Consider the following 16,712-nt stretch of genomic DNA (forward strand, 5'->3'; position numbering starts at 1 on the left):
CGCCTCAGGCGCGCAGCTTCGCGGTCGCCGTGGCGCGGGCGGCGGCCACGGCCTCCGACTCCTTCGGCATACCGAGGCCCGCGACCTTCATCGCGAGGCCGATGACACCGCCGAGGAGGACGACCCCCATACCGGCCCAGAAGCCGACCTGGTTGGCCGCCACCATGAAGACTCCGGCGATGCAGAAGCCGATGAAGGAGATGATGACACCGGTCCAGGCGGCCGGGGTGTGTCCGTGGGCGCTGCCCGCCATGAGTTGCTCCTCGTTGCTGTTGCTCGGTGGTGGCTCGGGGTGAGGTCTCGCATGCGAGGACACTCTCCCCCGGACTTCGTCCGGGGGCGCCCCCGCCACATTGTCCCGCACACCGGGGCTCGGGGATGAATCGGGGGTGGCCCGACGATCACGCGTCGCGCCACGTCTCCGGGCTCAGTCCTCGTGGGTCGGGTCCTCGCCGCGGTCGAGGGCCTTCCACAGGTCCTCCGGCCGGTCCGAAGCGGCGGGGGCGCCGGCCCCGGCTCCGGTCGCCTTGCGCGCGGCGCGCGGCGTGCCGGAGCGCTCGTAGCGCCCGCCCATCGACGGCCAGCTCTTCCCGTACCGCAGGGCGAGCAGGCCCGCGGCGAGGATGAGCAGCGCTCCGGCGGCGGTCACGTACGGCCAGGCTGTGTGCGTCAGGCCGGCCACCGAGGCGGCCGTGTCGCCGGTGATGCGCGCGGCCTCGGTGTCCAGGGCGTCGGCGTCGGACGCGCCGAGGAACGCGGCGAGCGCCGCGCCCGCGCCGCTGAGCGCGAGCAGGCCGGCGACCAGGGTGCGCCCGGCGCGGCGGACGGCGAAGACGGCGACGAGCGCGGCCAGGCCGACTATGGCGAGAGCCGTGGGCACACCGGTGACGGTGCCGCCGTCGGCCTCCACGGGCACGGTGCCGCCGCCCACCGACGCCGTGCCCTCGGCCCAGATCTGGCCCGCGGACAGCAGCACGACGGTGGCACCGAGGGCGCCGAGCAGAAGGGCCGCGGCCAGGCTGCGGCGGCCGCCGGACGAGGCGGCCGCGCCGCCCACGCGCGCGGCTCGGGGCTGGGGTACGGGAACAGCACTCACGTACCCCACTATCCCTTACGCCGTCACGCGCCGTTCATCCGGTTGGCCGTGTGGACGGCGCGGAGGACCGCGGCCGCCTTGTTGCGGCACTCGTTGTCCTCGGCGACCGGGTCCGAGTCGGCGACGACACCGGCTCCGGCCTGCACGTACGCGGTGCCGTCACGCAGCAGGGCCGTACGGATGGCGATGGCCGTGTCGGAGTCGCCGGCGAAGTCGAGGTAGCCGACACACCCGCCGTAGAGCCCGCGCCGGGACGGTTCCAGCTCCTCGATGATCTGCATGGCGCGCGGCTTCGGCGCGCCCGAGAGCGTGCCGGCCGGGAAGCAGGCGGTGAGGACGTCGAAGGCGGTCTTCCCCTCCGCGACTTGCCCGGTCACCGTCGACACGATGTGCATGACGTGCGAGTACCGCTCGATCGACATGAAGTCGACGACCTCGACCGAGCCGGGCTCGCAGACCCGGCCGAGGTCGTTGCGGCCGAGGTCGACGAGCATCAGATGCTCGGCCCGCTCCTTGGGATCGGCGAGCAGCTCCTCGGCGAGGTCGTGGTCCTCCTGCGGGGTGGCGCCGCGGTGCCGGGTGCCGGCGATGGGGTGGACCATCGCATGCCCGTCCTCGACCTTGACCAGCGCCTCGGGGCTGGATCCGACGACGTCGAAGCCGTTCTCGAAGCGGAAGAGGTACATGTACGGCGACGGGTTGGTGGCCCGCAGCACCCGGTACACGTCGAGCGCGGAGGCTCGGCAGGGGGTCTCGAAGCGCTGCGAGGGGACCACCTGGAAGGCCTCGCCGGCCCGAATCCGCTCCTTGATGTCCTCGACGGCCTCCTGGTAGGCCGGGCCGCCCCACAGGGCGGAGAACTCCGGCAGCTCGGAGGCGGGCAGCGCGGCGGGCGGGTTGGCCACCGGGCGGGCCAGGTCGGCCTCCATCGTGTCGAGCCGGGCGACGGCGTCGGCGTACGCCTCGTCGACGCCGGTCTCCAGGTCGTTGTGGTTGATCGCGTTGGCGATCAGCAGGACCGTGCCGTCCCAGTGGTCCAGGACCGCGAGGTCGCTGGTGAGCAGCATGGTCAGCTCGGGGAGCTCCAGGTCGTCCCGGGTGGAGTCGCCGATGCGCTCCAGGCGGCGGACGATGTCGTACCCCAGGTAGCCGACCATGCCGCCGGTGAAGGGCGGCATCCCGGACGCGAGGTCGCGCGGGGTGTGCAGGGCCTCGACGGTGGCGCGCAGCGCCTGGAGGGGGTCGCCGTCGGTGGGGACGCCGACGGGCGGGGTGCCGAGCCAGTGGGCCTGGCCGCCCCGGACGGTGAGGGTGGCGTCGCTGCGGACGCCGATGAAGGAGTAGCGCGACCAGGAACGGCCGTTCTCCGCGGACTCGAGGAGGAAGGTGCCGGGGCGTTCGGCGGCGAGCTTGCGGTAGAGCCCGACCGGGGTGTCGCCGTCCGCGAGGAGCCGGCGGCTGACAGGGATCACGCGGCGGTCGGCCGCCAGCTTGCGGAAGGTCTCGAGGTCCATGGCGGCTGACCTTACTGGGAGAGCGGGAGCACGTCGGCGTCGAAGCAGGTGCGCGCGCCGGTGTGGCAGGCGGCGCCGACCTGGTCGACCTTGACGAGCACGGTGTCGGCGTCGCAGTCGAGGGCGACGGACTTGACGTGCTGGACGTGGCCGGAGGTGTCGCCCTTGACCCAGTACTCCTGGCGGCTGCGCGACCAGTAGGTGCAGCGGCCTGTGGTGAGGGTGCGGTGGAGGGCCTCGTCGTCCATCCAGCCGAGCATGAGCACCTCGCCGGTGTCGTACTGCTGGGCGATGGCCGGGACGAGTCCGTCCGGGCTGCGCTTGAGGCGGGCGGCGATGGCCGGGTCGAGATTGCTGCTCATGCGGCCATTGTGCCGTGGCCGCCGGGTCTGTCCGGCGGACGTCCACTGGGCGGACCGGTGGCGCCGGTCGTACGCTGGCGAGCATGTCGACCCATGCCAAGCGTGAACGCCTGTTGCTCGCCGATCTGTTGGAAGCGGCCGGGCCCGATGCCGCGACGCTCTGCGAGGGCTGGCGGACCCGGGACCTGGCGGCCCATGTGGTGGTGCGCGAGCGCCGCCCGGACGCGGCCGCGGGGACGCTCGTACCGGCGCTGAAGGATCGCCTGGACCGGGTGCAGGCGGAGTTCGCCGAGAAGCCGTACGAGGAGCTGATCCAGCTCATCCGTACGGGTCCTCCGCGGATGTCGCCGTTCACCATCAAGCAGGTGGACGAGGGGGCGAACGTCGTCGAGTTCTACGTCCACGCGGAGGATGTCCGGCGCGCCCAGCCGGACTGGTCGCCGCGCGAGCTGGACCCGGTCTTCTCGGACGCGCTCTGGTCCCGTCTGGAGAAGGGCGCCCGGCTCCTCGGCCGGAAGGCCCCGGTGGGACTGGTGCTGCGCCGCCCGAACGGCCAGACGGCGGTGGCGCACCGCGGCACGCCGGTGGTGACGGTCTCCGGCGAGCCGGGCGAGCTGACGATGTTCGTCTTCGGCCGCCAGGACGTGGCGAAGGTGGAGCTGGACGGCGAACAGGACGCGATCGACCGCCTGCACGAAGCGAAGCAGCTGGGCATCTAGGCCCCAAGGCCGCGGGGCCTGGATCCCGGGTCCGCCGGGCGCGGATACCGGCGCCCGCCAGGCCCCGGCCCCCAGGACCCCGCGCTCTCAGTCCCGCCGTGTCGTGCCGGGCAGTTCTGCGTGGCGCAGGGATCGGACGGAGAGTCCGTACACGCCGGCCAGCGCGCAGACCGCGGCGCTGGCGGTGTACACCGGGAGGAGTCCCCACAGGCCCACCGCCGCGCCCGTGAGGGGGAAGCTCAGCGGGGCGATGCCCAGGCTGAAGAGGCTGGACACGGCCGTGACCCGCCCGAGGTACGCGGGGTCGCACTCCGTCTGGGTGAGCGCGCCGCACAGCGCGCCGCTGAGGCCGGCGAGCAGGCCGACGGAGACGGCCACGGCCACGGCGACGGGCAGCTGCGGCACGTACGCGAGGGCGCCGATCGAGCCCGCGCCGAGGGTGATCGTCCAGGCCATGACGGCCCCGGCGCGCGGTATCCGGCCCCGTACGGTCAGCAGCAGGGAGGCGGCGGCCGCTCCCACGCCGAATCCGGCGAGGACCCAGCCGATGCCGGCGGCGCCCCAGCCGCGCTCGTCGGCGAGGAGCGCGAGGCCGACGTTGAGGGGGCCGACGAAGCCCAGGTCGCTGAGCGCGACGACGATCATCAGCGGGCCGAGGACCCGGTGGCGGCGGATGTAGCGCAGTCCGTCGACGAGGTCGCGCAGCGCGCTGCCGTCGTGGGAGGGCTCGTCGCCGGGCAGCGGGGTGATCCTGAGCTTCAGGAGCAGCGGCAGGGAGAACGCGAAGAGGAGTCCGGCCGCTCCGAACGCGGCGGCCGGTCCGCCGAGCGCGACGCCGAGGCCGCCGAGCGGGGCGCCGAGGACGAGTCCGGCGCGGTAGGCGAGGCCGCGCATCCCCTGGACGCGGGCGAGCTGGCCGCGCGGGGCGATCCGCGGCGGCAGGGCGCCGACGGCGGGCAGGAAGAGGGCGTCGACGGTGCCGAAGACGAGGGCGACGGCGGCGAGTACCCAGAGGGCCGGGCTGGTCAGGAGGAGGAGCGCGGCCACGCCGAGGACGACGAGGCAGCGGACGGTGTCGGAGAGGACGACGACCCGGCGCGGGCCGAAGCGGTCGGCGATCACTCCCCCGCCGAGCATCAGCAGGGCGCGCGGTACGGCGCTGACGGCCATGACGAGCCCGGCCTCCGCGGGCGTGCCGCCGCGGACGGCGGTCCAGGAGAGGGCGAGGTGGTAGACGCTGTCGCCGAGGGTGGAGGCGGTGTAGGCGCCGAGCCAGCGCAGGACGTTGGCGTCGCGGTGGGCGGGGCGGGCGGCGGGAAGGGTCGTGGTGGCCGTCATGAGCGGTACGGGAAGCCGTGGAGGTGGACGGCGACGTTCTCGCGGCCTTCGGTGTCGCCGGCCTGCTCGGCGGCGCGGGCCTGGGTGTCGTACTTCTTGAGCAGCGCGTCGAGCTCCTCGCCGAGCGCGGCGAGCTCGGCGGCGGTCAGCCGCGGCAGCCACTCGGAGCTGATCGAGGCGGAGCGCCACTCGTCGGACCAGGTCAGCCGCTCGTCGAGGAAGCGGCGGTGGAGTTCGGACCGCTGTTCGTTGATCGTGCGGCCGAGGGCGTCGCTCGCGGCGACCAGTTCGGGGGTGCCCCGGACGTCCTCGTCGCGGATGCTGACCCCGTACGAGCTGGGCTGCCACCAGCGTTCGCGGGCGTCGGCGGAGTGCCCCTCGGCCTCCTCGATGAGGCCGTGCTCGGCCAGCTTGCGCAGGTGGTAGCTGACGAGGGAGACCGCCTCGTCGACCTGGTCGGCGAGTTGGGACGCGGTGGCGGTACGGGCCACGAAGAGGGCGCGGTAGAGGCGCATCCGCAGCGGGTGCGAGATGGCTTTGAGGGTGCCGAGGTCGGTGATCCGGCGGTTCTCCTGCGAGGTCATGTCCACGACCGTAGATGCGAAAGGAATCTTGCGCAACAGAAATTGCACAAATAATCCTGCCTATCGGGGGAAGAGAAAGGCCCCCTTCCGGGGGCCTTTCCGGAGCCTGGCTCAGCGGACCGGGTGGCCCGCCTCCCTCAGCGCGTCCTTGACCTGCGAGATCCGCAGGTCGCCGAAGTGGAAGACCGAGGCCGCGAGCACCGCGTCGGCGCCCGCCTCGATCGCCGGCGGGAAGTCGGAGAGCTTGCCCGCTCCCCCGCTCGCGATCACCGGCACGGTCACGTGCTTGCGCACGGCCGCGATCATCTCGGTGTCGTAGCCGTCCTTCGTGCCGTCCGCGTCCATCGAGTTGAGCAGGATCTCGCCCGCGCCCAGCTCGGCGGCCCGGTGCGCCCACTCGACGGCGTCGATGCCGGTGCCCTTGCGGCCGCCGTGCGTCGTCACCTCGAAGGAGCCGGAGGCCGTACGCCTGGCGTCGACCGAGAGCACGAGCACCTGGCGGCCGAAGCGCTCCGCGATCTCGCGGATCAGCTCGGGCCGGGCGATGGCGGCCGTGTTCACGCCCACCTTGTCGGCCCCGGCGCGCAGCAGCTTGTCGACGTCCTCCGCCGCACGCACCCCGCCGCCCACGGTCAGCGGGATGAAGACCTGCTCGGCGGTGCGGCGCACCACGTCGTAGGTCGTCTCGCGGTTGCCGGAGGAGGCGGTGATGTCGAGGAAGGTCAGCTCGTCGGCGCCCTCGGCGTCGTACAGCTTCGCCATCTCGACGGGGTCGCCCGCGTCGCGCAGGTTCTGGAAGTTGACGCCCTTGACGACCCGGCCGTTGTCCACGTCCAGGCAGGGGATCACCCGTACGGCGAGGCTCATTCCGCACCACTCCTGTACGCCTCGACCTCGACCTCGACGACCAGGCTCGGGTCGACGAAACCGGACACGATGATCATCGAGGCCGCCGGGCGGACGGCGTCGAACAGCTCCTTGTGGGCGCGGCCGACCTCGTCCACGTCACGCGCGTGGGTGATGTACATCCGGGTCCGTACGACATCCTCCGGGCCCAGGTCGAGCTTCTTGAGCGCGTCGAAGGCCACGTTGAAGGAGTTGATCGTCTGCTCGTACGGGCCCCCGCCGGCGATCTGGCCGCCGATCACCGACGTACAGCCGGAGACGAGGACCAGACCGTTCGGCAGCTCCACCGCGCGGGAGTAGCCGAACTGCTCCTCCCAGGGAGCGCCGGTCACCACCTTGCGGACGGCGTCGGTCATACGGAAGCCACCGCCTCCAGGGCCTCTTCCAGGGTGAACGCCTTGGCGTACAGCGCCTTGCCGACGATCGCGCCCTCGACACCGAGCGGCACCAGACCGGACAGGGCGCGCAGGTCGTCCAGGGACGACACTCCGCCGGAGGCGACGACGGGCTTGTCGGTCGCGGCGCAGACGTTCTTCAGGAGCTCCAGGTTCGGGCCCTGGAGCGTGCCGTCCTTGGCGATGTCGGTGACGACGTAGCGGGCGCAGCCCTCGGAGTCGAGGCGCGCGAGCGTCTCGTACAGGTCGCCGCCGTCGCGGGTCCAGCCACGGCCGCGCAGCGTGGTGCCGCGGACGTCGAGGCCGACCGCGATCTTGTCGCCGTGCTCCGCGATGACCTTGGCGACCCACTCGGGGGTCTCCAGCGCGGCGGTGCCCAGGTTGACGCGGGTGCAGCCGGTGGCGAGGGCGGCGGCGAGCGAGGCGTCGTCGCGGATGCCGCCGGAGAGCTCGACCTTGATGTCCATGGCCTGGGCGACCTCGGCGATCAGCTCACGGTTGTCCCCGGTGCCGAAGGCGGCGTCGAGGTCGACCAGGTGCAGCCACTCGGCGCCGGAGCGCTGCCAGGCGAGGGCGGCCTCGAGCGGGGAGCCGTAGGAGGTCTCCGTACCGGACTCGCCGTGCACGAGGCGGACGGCCTGGCCGTCGCGGACGTCGACGGCGGGGAGGAGTTCAAGCTTCTGAGCCATGATCAGAGGGTCTCGATCCAGTTGGTGAGGAGCTGTGCACCGGCGTCGCCGGACTTCTCGGGGTGGAACTGGGTCGCCCACAGGGCGCCGTTCTCGACGGCCGCGACGAACGGCTCGCCGTGGGTGGCCCAGGTGACCTTGGGGGCACGCATGTTGGGGTTGCCGACCTCCAGGCTCCACTCGCGCACCGCGTAGGAGTGCACGAAGTAGAACCGGGCGTCGGCGTCGAGGCCCGCGAACAGCTGGCTGTCCTCGGGCGCGTCGACGGTGTTCCAGCCCATGTGGGGCACGACCGGGGCCTTCAGCGGCTCGACCGTACCGGGCCACTCGTCGAGACCGTCGGTCTCCACGCCGTGCTCGATGCCGCGGGCGAAGAGGATCTGCATACCGACGCAGATGCCCATCACGGGACGGCCGCCGGAGAGCCGGCGGTCGACGATCCACTCGCCGCGCGCGGCCTTGAGGCCCTTCATGCACGCGGAGAAGGCGCCGACGCCGGGGACGAGGAGTCCGTCGGCGTTCATCGCCTTGTCGTAGTCGCGGGTGATCTCGACCTCGGCGCCGACATGGGCGAGGGCCCGCTCGGCGGAGCGGACGTTGCCGAAGCCGTAGTCGAAGACGACGACCTTCTTGGGGGTACGCGCAGTGCTCATACCGCTCATTCCCAGATTCCCTGAATCCGAAGGACGCCCGCGACCAGGCACATCACCGAGGCGATGGCGAGGACGACGATCACGCCCTTGGGCAGCTTCTGCTTGGAGAAGGAGTACACACCGCCAGCGAGGAAGAGCCCGACGACGATGAGGATGGTGGAGAGGCCGGTCATGGAGTTAGAGCGCGCCCTTCGTGGAAGGCAGGATGCCGGCCGCGCGCGGATCGCGCTCGGAGGCGTAGCGCAGGGCCCGGGCCAGCGCCTTGAACTGGCACTCCACGATGTGGTGGGCGTTGCGCCCGTACGGCACGTGGATGTGGAGCGCGATCTGGGCCTGTGCGACGAAGGACTCGAAGATGTGGCGGGTCATCGTCGTGTCGTAGGAGCCGATCATCGGCGCCATGTTCTCGGGCTCGGTGTGCACCAGGTAGGGGCGGCCGGAGAGGTCGACGGTCACCTGGGCGAGCGACTCGTCCAGCGGGACGGTGCAGTTGCCGAAGCGGTAGATGCCGACCTTGTCGCCGAGCGCCTGCTTGAAGGCGGCGCCCAGGGCGAGGGCCGTGTCCTCGATGGTGTGGTGCGAGTCGATGTGCAGGTCGCCGTCGGTCTTGACGGTGAGGTCGAACAGACCGTGGCGGCCGAGCTGGTCGAGCATGTGGTCGTAGAAGCCGACGCCGGTGGCGACGTCGACCTTTCCGGTGCCGTCGAGGTCTATCTCGACGACGACGGAGGTCTCCTTGGTGGTGCGCTCGACTCTTCCAACGCGGCTCATGAGCTCTGCTCCTTCTTCAGTGCGCGAACCGCATCGAGGAACGCGTCATTCTCTTCGGGGGTGCCGGCGGTGACCCGCAGCCAGCCCGGTACGCCGTTGTCCCGGACCAGGACACCCCGGTCGAGGATCTTCCGCCAGGCGGCGTGGGAGCCCTCGGCTCCGTCGAAGCGGCCGAACTGGACGAAGTTGGCGTCGGACTCGGTGACCTCGTAGCCGATCGCCCGCAACTCGCTGACCAGGCGGTCCCGCTCGGTCTTGAGCTGCTCGACGTACCCGAGAAGCGTATCGGTGTGCTCCAGGGCGGCGAGGGCGGTGGCCTGGGTGACGGCGGAGAGGTGGTACGGCAGCCGTACGAGCTGCACGGCGTCGACCACGGCCGGGTGCGCGGCGAGGTAGCCCAGGCGCAGACCGGCCGCGCCGAAGGCCTTGGACATGGTCCGGGAGACGACCAGGTTCGGCCGGCCCTCGATCAGCGGCAGGAGCGAGTCCCGGTGGCTGAACTCGACGTACGCCTCGTCGACGACGACCAGTGAGGGCTTGGCGGCCTGGGCGGCCTCGTACAGCGCGAGGACCGTCTCGGCCCCGACCGCCGTGCCGGTGGGGTTGTTGGGCGAGGTGATGAAGACGACGTCCGGCCGGTTCTCGGCGATGGCCTTCTCGGCCGCGTCGACGTCGATCGTGAAGTCGTCGTCGCGCGGGCCGGAGATCCAGCCGGTGCCGGTGCCGCGCGCGATCAGCGCGTGCATCGAGTACGAGGGCTCGAAGCCGATGGCCGTACGACCCGGGCCGCCGAACGTCTGCAGCAGCTGCTGGAGGACCTCGTTGGAGCCGTTGGCGGCCCAGACGTTCCGGACGGCGACGGGGTGCTTTCCGGTACGGGTGAGGTAGCGGGCGAGCTCGGTGCGCAGCTCGATCGCGTCCCGGTCCGGGTAGCGGTTGAGGCCGCGGGCGGCCTCGGCGACCCGCTCCGCGATCCGCGCCACCAGGGGCTCGGGCAGCGGGTAGGGGTTCTCGTTGGTGTTCAGCTGGACGGGCACGTCGAGCTGGGGCGCGCCGTAGGGCGTCTTGCCCTTCAGCTCGTCGCGGATCGGGAGGTCGTCGATCCGGATGGTGTCGTTCGAGGTCACTTGCTTTCAGGCACCTTCCAACCGAACCGGGCCTTGAGCGCGGCACCGTGCGCGGGCAGGTCCTCGGCCTCGGCGAGGGTGACCACGTGGTGGGTGACCTCGGCGAGGGCGTCCCGGGTGTAGTCCACGATGTGGACGCCGCGCAGGAAGGACTGCACGGACAGGCCCGAGGAGTGGCAGGCGCACCCGCCGGTGGGCAGCACGTGGTTGGAGCCGGCGCAGTAGTCGCCCAGGGAGACGGGCGCCCACGGGCCGATGAAGATCGCGCCCGCGTTGCGGACGCGCTCGGCGCGGGCGGCGGCGTCGGCGGTCTGGATCTCCAGGTGCTCGGCGCCGTAGGCGTCGACGACCTTGAGACCGTCCTCCAGGTCGCTGACGAGGACGATCGCGGACTGCTTTCCGGCCAGGGCCGGGACGATCCGGTCGTCGATGTGCTTGGTGGCGGCGACCTGGGTCTTCAGCTCGGCCTCGGTGGCCTCGGCCAGCTCCTCGGAGTCGGTGACGAGGACGGCGGCGGCCATCGGGTCGTGCTCGGCCTGGCTGATGAGGTCGGCGGCGACGTGCACCGGGTCGGCGGTGGAGTCCGCGAGGATCGCGATCTCCGTCGGCCCCGCCTCGGCGTCGATGCCGATGCGGCCGGTGAAGTACCGCTTGGCCGCGGCGACCCAGATGTTGCCGGGGCCGGTGACCATGTTGGCGGGGGCGCAGGACTCGGTGCCGTACGCGAACATCGCGACGGCCTGGGCGCCTCCGGCGGCGTACACCTCATCGACGCCGAGCAGCGCGCAGGCGGCGAGGATCGTCGGGTGCGGGAGGCCCCCGAACTCCTTCTGCGGCGGGGACGCGAGGGCGATCGACTCGACGCCCGCCTCCTGTGCCGGGACGGCGTTCATGATCACGGAGGAGGGGTAGACGGAGCGGCCGCCGGGTGCGTAGAGCCCGACGCGCTGGACCGGGACCCACTTCTCGGTGACGGTGCCGCCGGGCACGACCTGGGTGGTGTGCGTCGAGCGGCGCTGGGCGCGGTGGACGATCCTGGCGCGCCGGATGGACTCCTCGAGGGCCGCGCGGACGGCCGGATCGAGCTGCTCCAGGGCCTCGGCGAGCGCCTCGGCCGGCACGCGGACGTGCTCCAGCTTCACACCGTCGAACTTCTCCGCGTACTCGACCAGCGCCGCATCGCCACGATGATGGACGTCCTCGCAGATGGGCCGCACCTTCTCCAGGGCGGCTTCCACGTCGAACTCGGCACGGGGCAGCAGGTCGCGCAGTGCGCCACCCTCGGGGAGGGCGTCGCCGCGCAGGTCGATACGAGAGATCACGGGTCAATTCTCGCAGACGCCCCACAAGCGCCGGACGTCCGTATCACTGGCTGATACGAGCCACATTGGCGTCTTGTCGCCACAGCTGACCGTTAGCGTTCAGTCCGTCACTCAGCGGGAAGAACGGCTGTACGAATCCAGGGAAGCGGGTTCGTGGAAAGCGAGGGGGCGGCAGTGACCGAGCCGCACGAAGACGGAATGCCGGACGGCCTCACGGGCCCGGAGCGGGTCATGTGGCGGGCCTTCCGGATCGGCAGGACCTGCGATCTGAGCGAGGGGGACGGGGCGCGGGACGATCCTTTCGGCCCGCATGTGTGGGGCGACACGCGCAGTGTGCGCGCCGACGTGGTGGCTCTGCTGCTGCTCGACGGGCCGCCGCCGCGGTCCGGGCGGGTCGCGGCGCTCAAGCTGCGCGGCGTGCGAATCACGGGCGTGCTGAATCTCGCCGGCGGTGAGATACGCCCGTACGTGGAGCTGAACCGCTGCCGGTTCGAGCAGGAGATCGTGCTGCCGGAGGCCCACTTCGGGACGGTGCGGATGGTGGAGTGCGCGATACCCCGCCTGGAGGCGGCGCGGCTGCACACCCAGGGCGATCTGCATCTGCCGCGCTGCCGGGTGGAGCGCGGGATCCGGCTCACGGACGCGCAGATCGGCACGGATCTGCTGATCAACCAGATCCGGGTCTGGCCGGACCGGCGCGGCCGGGCGATCACCGCGGACGGGATGGTGGTCGCGCAGGACCTCCAGGCCGAGCTGATCGAGACGTACGGCGAGCTGAGTCTGCGCGGGGCGAAGGTGGGCGTGTCGCTGAGCCTGCGCGGCAGCGTGCTGCGCGGTGCGCAGCAGCGCCGCGCGCTGAACGCACCGCAGCTGACGGTGGAGCGCTCGCTGTATCTGAACGCGGCGTGGGTGTACGAGGGCTCGGGGAACGCCACGGCCACTCCGCCGTACGGCATCGGGTACACGCCGGTGCAGGGGGCGCGGCGCAAGCCGGTCGAGTGCCATGGCGGGGTGCGGCTGGACGACGGCCGGTTCGGCGACGCGGTGGACCTGCACTACGCGCGGTTCGTGCTGGACGGGGCGCGGCGGGAGCAGGTGTCGCTGCGCCGGATCGTCACCCCGGAGCTGCGGTTCAACGGGGAGCCTCCGGAGGAGGGACGGGTGGTGCTCAACGGCGCGAAGGTCGTGACGCTGATCGACCTCTCCACGAGCTGGCCGGGTCCCGGCGGTCTGTCGATGAACGGCTTCGTCTACGAGAACCTGGTGCCGTACGGGCACTTCCCGCTGGCGCGGCGGCTCGAATGGGTCGCGGCGGCGACCCCGGAGTACGCCCCGGAGCCGTACGAACGCCTGGCGACGGTGCTGCGCAACAGCGGGGAGGACGCGGACGCCCGGGAGGTGCTGCTCGCCAAGCAGAGACGGCGCCGGGAGACGCTGCCGGTGGCCGGGAAGCTCTGGGGGTACCTCCAGGACTGGACCGTGGCGTACGGCTACCGGCCGGGGCGGGCCGCCCTGTGGATGGCGGTGCTGTGGGCGGCGGGGGCGCTCGCCTTCTCCCGCTACGACCCGGTGCCGCTGAAGCCGGAGGAGTCGCCGAACTGGAGCGCCACGCTGTACGCGCTGGACCTGCTGCTGCCGGTGATCAACCTGGGCCAGGACGGCTACTGGCGTCTGGAGGGCTTCTGGCAGTGGGCCGCGACGGTGCTCATCCTCCTGGGCTGGGTGCTGGCGACGACGGTGGCGGCGGGGGCGTCGCGGTTGCTGCGGCGGGGGTGACAGGTGTGACGAGAGGGGCGGATTCTGTCGCCCCTCACCCCTTTCTTTACCCTGTCTTGACCTCGTGCAGGACAACTTTCCCGCCGCTACCAAAGCTTCACAGTCCCCCACTGGCGCCGCCCCCACCTGCGGTTTTCAATGGTCCGCACCATGTCATTGCTCCGCGCCCTGATCGGCACCGCCCGTATGGTCCGGCACAGCCCGCGGCTCGCCGCCGCGCTGCCGCCGGACGACAACGTGCTGCTCGACGCGCCGGACGACCGGCTCGCCCCGGCGCTGGTGGCGGCCGCCCTCGCCGACCCCGAGCCCGCCGCCAAGCTGCTCGCGACCACCCGGGACGCCGCCGAGTGGGAGAAGCGGGACCGGTACGCGGCGCGGCTCGCCACCTTCGCGTACAGCCGTGACGAGTGGCTGGTCCACTGGCTGGCCGTCTCGCCCCGCGACCCGGACGCGCTGCTGGTCAAGGCGGAGCTCGCGGTCCGCAGGGCCTGGGGCTCGCCGGCCCGCTCCGAGCGGCTGCGCGAGCTCGGGCCGCTGATCGACGCGGCCGCGGAAGCCTCGCCCGGCGACCCGGTGCCGTGGCGGCTCGCCTTGGACCACGCCCGGGGCACGCACGCGGGCAACGCGGTGTTCGAGTCGCTGTGGGAGCAGGCCGTGCGCCGCTCCCCGCACCACTACGGCTGCCACATCGCCGCGCTCCGCTATCTGTCGGCCCAGTGGTACGGCTCGCACCGCGAGTGCTTCGACTTCGCCGAGCAGGCCGCCGAGGACGCCCCGCCCGGCTCGCTGGCCCGGGCGCTCCCGGTCAACGCCGCCTTCGCCCAGCTACCGGCCGGCGCCGGACCCGTCGAGGAGGACCGGATCGACGCGGCGGCGGACCGGGGCATCGCACTGTCGGCGGAGTACGCGGCGGGCGATCCATGGCTCGCGGAGGTCCGGAACCTGCTGGTGTACGTGCTGCTCAGGCGGGGTCGCCAGCAGGAGGCGCTGGAGGAGTTCCGCCGGATCGGCCCGTACGCCACGTCGTTTCCGTGGGCGCTCGTCGGGGACGATCCGCTCGGTGGATTCCTGGAGGCGCGGGACGCGGTACGGGGCGCGGTGGCCCGTACGATCCCGCTGCGCGGAGCCGGACGTGGACGGGCCGGACGAGGCGCGCCCGACGGCCATTACGCTTGACCGCTGTGACCACCGCCAGCCTGCCACTCTTCCCGCTCAACGCGGTGCTGTTCCCGGGCCTTGTGCTGCCCCTGAACGTGTTCGAGGAGCGTTATCGCGCCATGATGCGCGAGCTGCTCAAGTCCGACGACTCGGAGCCCCGTCGCTTCGCCGTGGTCGCGATCCGCGACGGCCGCGAGGTCGCGCCGACGGAGCCGGGGATGCCGGACCCGACGACGCAGCGGGAGAAGGGGCCCGCGGCGGGCTTCGGCCCGGACCCCATCCAGGCGTTCCACCGGGTCGGCTGCATCGCCGACGCGGCGACGATCCGGGAGCGCTCGGACGGCAGCTTCGAGGTGATGGCCACGGGCACGACCCGGGTGAAGCTGCTGTCGGTGGACGCGAGCGGTCCGTTCCTGGTGGCCGAGATCGAGGAGATCCCGGAGGAGCAGGGCGACGAGGCGGGCACGCTGGCGGAGGGGGTGCTGCGGGCGTTCCGCACGTACCAGAAGCGGCTGGCGGGGGCGCGGGAGCGGTCGCTGACGACGAGCGACCTGCCCGACGATCCCTCGGTGGTGTCGTACCTGGTCGCGGCGGCGGCGGTGCTCGACACGCCGGCGAAGCAGCGGCTGCTGCAGGCGCCGGACACGGCGACGCGGCTGCGGGAGGAGCTGACCCTGCTGCGCGCGGAGACGGCGGTGCTGCGGCATCTGCCGTCGCTGCCGGCGGTGGACCTGACGCGGGCGCCGACGAGCCCGAACTGACGAAGGATTCCGGTGGCGAAGAAGCAGAAGAAGCAGGCGGGTGGCACTCCGGCGACGGTGGCGCTGACGGCGTCCGGGACTCCGTTCACGCTCCACTCCTACGACCATGACCCGGCGTCCCCCTCCTACGGCGAGGAGGCGGCGGAGGCGCTGGGCGTCTCCCCGGACCGGGTCTTCAAGACGCTGGTCGCGGACGTCGACGGCGAACTGACGGTGGCGGTGGTCCCGGTCGCGGGCCAGCTGGACCTGAAGGCCCTGGCCTCGGCCGTCGGCGGCAAACGCGCGACGATGGCGGACCCGGCGGCGGCCGAACGCACGACGGGCTACGTCCGCGGCGGCATCTCCCCGCTGGGCCAGCGCAAACGCCTCCGCACGGTCCTGGACGCGTCGGCCACGACCCACGAGACCATCTGCATCTCGGCGGGCCGCCGAGGCCTGGAAGTAGAACTGACCCCGACGTCCCTGGCCACCCTGACAGCAGCGGTCCTGGCCCCGATCGGCCGCGGCTAGCGCCCAAGGCCAAGCCCCACGGCACGAAGCCGTCGCGCGGGGGCCGAGCACCCTTGCGGCGCGAAGCCCACCGTGCGGGGCAGCGCCCAAGACCAAGCCCCACGACACGAAGCCGCCGCACGGGCCCGAGCACCCTTGCGGCGCGAAGCCCGCCGCTCCGACGGGTCCAGGAGGCCCTGGCCTACGACATCCGGCGCCCGCCCGCGGCGCGAAGCGGCCGCGGCCCGGGCAGGGCGGGCCCGACCACTCCTAGGACCGACCCGACCGCGCCCGCGGCGCGAAGCCGCCGCCCGGGGGCGTAGGGGGCGGAGCCCCGGTCTCGTCAGGGTTTCGGGAAGGGGTGGGGTGGGGGAATCCACCTCACCCCACGAGGCGTCAGGCCTGCGGACCCGGGCTCGGCTCGTCCGCCGTCGGCCATTCCGGCTCCAGGTCCCTCGGGCCGAAGAGGGCCGTCAGGGCCAGGTGGACGATCATCGCGGCGATCGGCCACGCCAGCATCGCCCCGGCCCACATCTCCAGCTTCAGCGGCGCGTCGAACACCACGTTCGGCCCCACCTCCTTCGCATGGGCCACCACGTCGTGCGTCGGGCCCAGCAGCGTGCCCACGCCCCAGCCGAGGAGCGATCCCAGCACGCCGCCCACCGCGAGACCCATCACCAGGGCCACGCCACCGTGCCGGTGGAAGAGGAAGACCAGGGCCGCCGCCACCGCGCCGAAGGCGAGCGCGAGCAGCACAAACGTTCCGTCCGCACCGATCGCCGCCTCCCCCTCGCTGTGCCGGAGGAAGACCGCCTTGCCGTCCGAGATCAGCGAGACCCGCGGCGCCAGCCACAGCCACAGCAGCCCCAGCGCCGCCCCGGCGACCGCGGAGATCACGGAGACCACGGCCGCCTGCCGCAGCTCCGTCACCGCGGTCGGCCCGCCGTCGTCGCCCGGCAGCGGAGGATAGGGCGCCGGCCACCCGTCCGGCGGCACGGCGTCGTTCGGAGGCTGGTGAGGCGGTGTCAGAGGTGCGGTCACCCCGCCATCGT

The 16,712-nt window shown here is 72.5% G+C and carries 20 protein-coding genes; 5 read left to right on the top strand and 15 right to left on the bottom strand.

All coding sequences use genetic code 11. The features are described 5' to 3' along the window. Window positions 1-4 precede the first annotated feature (4 nt). From ACFVZW_RS26745 to hisI, 4 genes are all read right to left on the bottom strand, one after another. Window positions 5-253: an HGxxPAAW family protein gene (locus ACFVZW_RS26745; RefSeq protein WP_384526120.1), complete on the bottom strand. Its 249-nt coding sequence runs from the start codon at window positions 251-253 to the stop codon at window positions 5-7. A 174-nt stretch (window positions 254-427) separates the two neighbouring features. After that, window positions 428-1,105, bottom strand: a complete 678-nt coding sequence (locus tag ACFVZW_RS26750; RefSeq protein ID WP_384526122.1) for a TIGR02234 family membrane protein — start codon at window positions 1,103-1,105, stop codon at window positions 428-430. A 14-nt stretch (window positions 1,106-1,119) separates the two neighbouring features. Further along, a complete protein-coding gene (locus ACFVZW_RS26755) occupies window positions 1,120-2,610 on the bottom strand; it encodes an anthranilate synthase component I (RefSeq protein ID WP_384526124.1) in 1,491 nt (496 codons plus the stop codon). Between the two features lie 11 nt (window positions 2,611-2,621). Continuing rightward, complete coding sequence (hisI, locus tag ACFVZW_RS26760; RefSeq protein WP_329121673.1) at window positions 2,622-2,972, bottom strand: phosphoribosyl-AMP cyclohydrolase; 351 nt, start codon at window positions 2,970-2,972, stop codon at window positions 2,622-2,624. A gap of 83 nt (window positions 2,973-3,055) precedes the next feature. Here hisI and ACFVZW_RS26765 point away from each other — a divergent pair, with 83 nt between their 5' ends. Next, on the top strand, window positions 3,056-3,691 hold the full coding sequence (locus ACFVZW_RS26765; protein ID WP_376446648.1) for a TIGR03085 family metal-binding protein: 636 nt from the start codon (window positions 3,056-3,058) through the stop codon (window positions 3,689-3,691). Window positions 3,692-3,778: 87 nt separating this feature from the next. Here ACFVZW_RS26765 and ACFVZW_RS26770 read toward each other — a convergent pair whose 3' ends face one another. From ACFVZW_RS26770 to hisD, 10 genes are all read right to left on the bottom strand, one after another. Next, window positions 3,779-5,029 (bottom strand): MFS transporter, encoded by a 1,251-nt coding sequence (locus ACFVZW_RS26770; protein ID WP_384526128.1) that lies wholly within the window; start codon window positions 5,027-5,029, stop codon window positions 3,779-3,781. Beyond that, complete coding sequence (locus ACFVZW_RS26775) at window positions 5,026-5,613, bottom strand: helix-turn-helix domain-containing protein (RefSeq protein ID WP_384526131.1); 588 nt, start codon at window positions 5,611-5,613, stop codon at window positions 5,026-5,028. The genes ACFVZW_RS26770 and ACFVZW_RS26775 overlap by 4 nt, the downstream gene beginning before the upstream one ends. Before the next feature lie 111 nt (window positions 5,614-5,724). Beyond that, complete coding sequence (gene hisF, locus ACFVZW_RS26780) at window positions 5,725-6,480, bottom strand: imidazole glycerol phosphate synthase subunit HisF (protein ID WP_215074341.1); 756 nt, start codon at window positions 6,478-6,480, stop codon at window positions 5,725-5,727. Further along, window positions 6,477-6,875 (bottom strand): RidA family protein, encoded by a 399-nt coding sequence (locus tag ACFVZW_RS26785; RefSeq protein WP_383560542.1) that lies wholly within the window; start codon window positions 6,873-6,875, stop codon window positions 6,477-6,479. Before ACFVZW_RS26785 ends, hisF begins: the two co-directional genes overlap by 4 nt. After that, complete coding sequence (priA, locus tag ACFVZW_RS26790; RefSeq protein ID WP_329121659.1) at window positions 6,872-7,603, bottom strand: bifunctional 1-(5-phosphoribosyl)-5-((5-phosphoribosylamino)methylideneamino)imidazole-4-carboxamide isomerase/phosphoribosylanthranilate isomerase PriA; 732 nt, start codon at window positions 7,601-7,603, stop codon at window positions 6,872-6,874. Before priA ends, ACFVZW_RS26785 begins: the two co-directional genes overlap by 4 nt. A gap of 2 nt (window positions 7,604-7,605) precedes the next feature. Next, window positions 7,606-8,256 carry an imidazole glycerol phosphate synthase subunit HisH gene (gene hisH, locus ACFVZW_RS26795; RefSeq protein ID WP_384526136.1) on the bottom strand — a complete coding sequence of 217 codons (651 nt, stop codon included), beginning with the start codon at window positions 8,254-8,256 and terminating at the stop codon, window positions 7,606-7,608. 5 nt (window positions 8,257-8,261) lie between these two features. Then, on the bottom strand, window positions 8,262-8,429 hold the full coding sequence (locus tag ACFVZW_RS26800; RefSeq protein ID WP_260228758.1) for a hypothetical protein: 168 nt from the start codon (window positions 8,427-8,429) through the stop codon (window positions 8,262-8,264). 4 nt (window positions 8,430-8,433) lie between these two features. Next, complete coding sequence (hisB, locus tag ACFVZW_RS26805) at window positions 8,434-9,027, bottom strand: imidazoleglycerol-phosphate dehydratase HisB (RefSeq protein WP_158986436.1); 594 nt, start codon at window positions 9,025-9,027, stop codon at window positions 8,434-8,436. After that, window positions 9,024-10,154 (bottom strand): histidinol-phosphate transaminase, encoded by a 1,131-nt coding sequence (locus ACFVZW_RS26810; RefSeq protein WP_384526140.1) that lies wholly within the window; start codon window positions 10,152-10,154, stop codon window positions 9,024-9,026. The genes hisB and ACFVZW_RS26810 overlap by 4 nt, the downstream gene beginning before the upstream one ends. Beyond that, window positions 10,151-11,476, bottom strand: a complete 1,326-nt coding sequence (gene hisD, locus ACFVZW_RS26815; protein ID WP_384526143.1) for a histidinol dehydrogenase — start codon at window positions 11,474-11,476, stop codon at window positions 10,151-10,153. The genes ACFVZW_RS26810 and hisD overlap by 4 nt, the downstream gene beginning before the upstream one ends. Window positions 11,477-11,650: 174 nt before the next feature. Between hisD and ACFVZW_RS26820 the strand changes: the two genes are divergently transcribed. The 4 genes from ACFVZW_RS26820 to ybaK all read left to right on the top strand — a co-directional run bounded on the left by ACFVZW_RS26820 (window position 11,651) and on the right by ybaK (window position 15,681). Beyond that, window positions 11,651-13,252 (top strand): oxidoreductase, encoded by a 1,602-nt coding sequence (locus tag ACFVZW_RS26820; RefSeq protein ID WP_384526146.1) that lies wholly within the window; start codon window positions 11,651-11,653, stop codon window positions 13,250-13,252. Between the two features lie 138 nt (window positions 13,253-13,390). After that, a complete protein-coding gene (locus tag ACFVZW_RS26825) occupies window positions 13,391-14,428 on the top strand; it encodes a hypothetical protein (protein ID WP_384526148.1) in 1,038 nt (345 codons plus the stop codon). Window positions 14,429-14,433: 5 nt separating this feature from the next. Continuing rightward, window positions 14,434-15,171 carry an LON peptidase substrate-binding domain-containing protein gene (locus tag ACFVZW_RS26830; protein ID WP_384526151.1) on the top strand — a complete coding sequence of 246 codons (738 nt, stop codon included), beginning with the start codon at window positions 14,434-14,436 and terminating at the stop codon, window positions 15,169-15,171. Between the two features lie 12 nt (window positions 15,172-15,183). Next, a complete protein-coding gene (gene ybaK, locus ACFVZW_RS26835) occupies window positions 15,184-15,681 on the top strand; it encodes a Cys-tRNA(Pro) deacylase (protein WP_383560525.1) in 498 nt (165 codons plus the stop codon). 375 nt (window positions 15,682-16,056) lie between these two features. On the opposite strand, the gene ACFVZW_RS26840 is transcribed toward ybaK, so the two are convergent. Then, window positions 16,057-16,701, bottom strand: a complete 645-nt coding sequence (locus tag ACFVZW_RS26840) for a DUF2567 domain-containing protein (protein WP_384526154.1) — start codon at window positions 16,699-16,701, stop codon at window positions 16,057-16,059. Between the last annotated feature and the right edge of the window lie 11 nt (window positions 16,702-16,712).

The organism is Streptomyces sp. NPDC059567 (genome assembly GCF_042735655.1).
Classification (GTDB): Bacteria; Actinomycetota; Actinomycetes; order Streptomycetales; family Streptomycetaceae; genus Streptomyces.

Coding starts and splice junctions, on each gene's coding strand:
- ACFVZW_RS26745 (WP_384526120.1), bottom strand. CDS start 253: ATGGCGGGCAGCGCCCACGGACACACCCCGGCCGCCTGGACCGGTGTC.
- ACFVZW_RS26755 (WP_384526124.1), bottom strand. CDS start 2,610: ATGGACCTCGAGACCTTCCGCAAGCTGGCGGCCGACCGCCGCGTGATC.
- hisI (WP_329121673.1), bottom strand. CDS start 2,972: ATGAGCAGCAATCTCGACCCGGCCATCGCCGCCCGCCTCAAGCGCAGC.
- ACFVZW_RS26765 (WP_376446648.1), top strand. CDS start 3,056: ATGTCGACCCATGCCAAGCGTGAACGCCTGTTGCTCGCCGATCTGTTG.
- ACFVZW_RS26770 (WP_384526128.1), bottom strand. CDS start 5,029: ATGACGGCCACCACGACCCTTCCCGCCGCCCGCCCCGCCCACCGCGAC.
- ACFVZW_RS26775 (WP_384526131.1), bottom strand. CDS start 5,613: ATGACCTCGCAGGAGAACCGCCGGATCACCGACCTCGGCACCCTCAAA.
- hisF (WP_215074341.1), bottom strand. CDS start 6,480: ATGAGCCTCGCCGTACGGGTGATCCCCTGCCTGGACGTGGACAACGGC.
- ACFVZW_RS26785 (WP_383560542.1), bottom strand. CDS start 6,875: ATGACCGACGCCGTCCGCAAGGTGGTGACCGGCGCTCCCTGGGAGGAG.
- priA (WP_329121659.1), bottom strand. CDS start 7,603: ATGGCTCAGAAGCTTGAACTCCTCCCCGCCGTCGACGTCCGCGACGGC.
- hisH (WP_384526136.1), bottom strand. CDS start 8,256: ATGAGCACTGCGCGTACCCCCAAGAAGGTCGTCGTCTTCGACTACGGC.
- ACFVZW_RS26800 (WP_260228758.1), bottom strand. CDS start 8,429: ATGACCGGCCTCTCCACCATCCTCATCGTCGTCGGGCTCTTCCTCGCT.
- hisB (WP_158986436.1), bottom strand. CDS start 9,027: ATGAGCCGCGTTGGAAGAGTCGAGCGCACCACCAAGGAGACCTCCGTC.
- ACFVZW_RS26825 (WP_384526148.1), top strand. CDS start 13,391: ATGGTCCGCACCATGTCATTGCTCCGCGCCCTGATCGGCACCGCCCGT.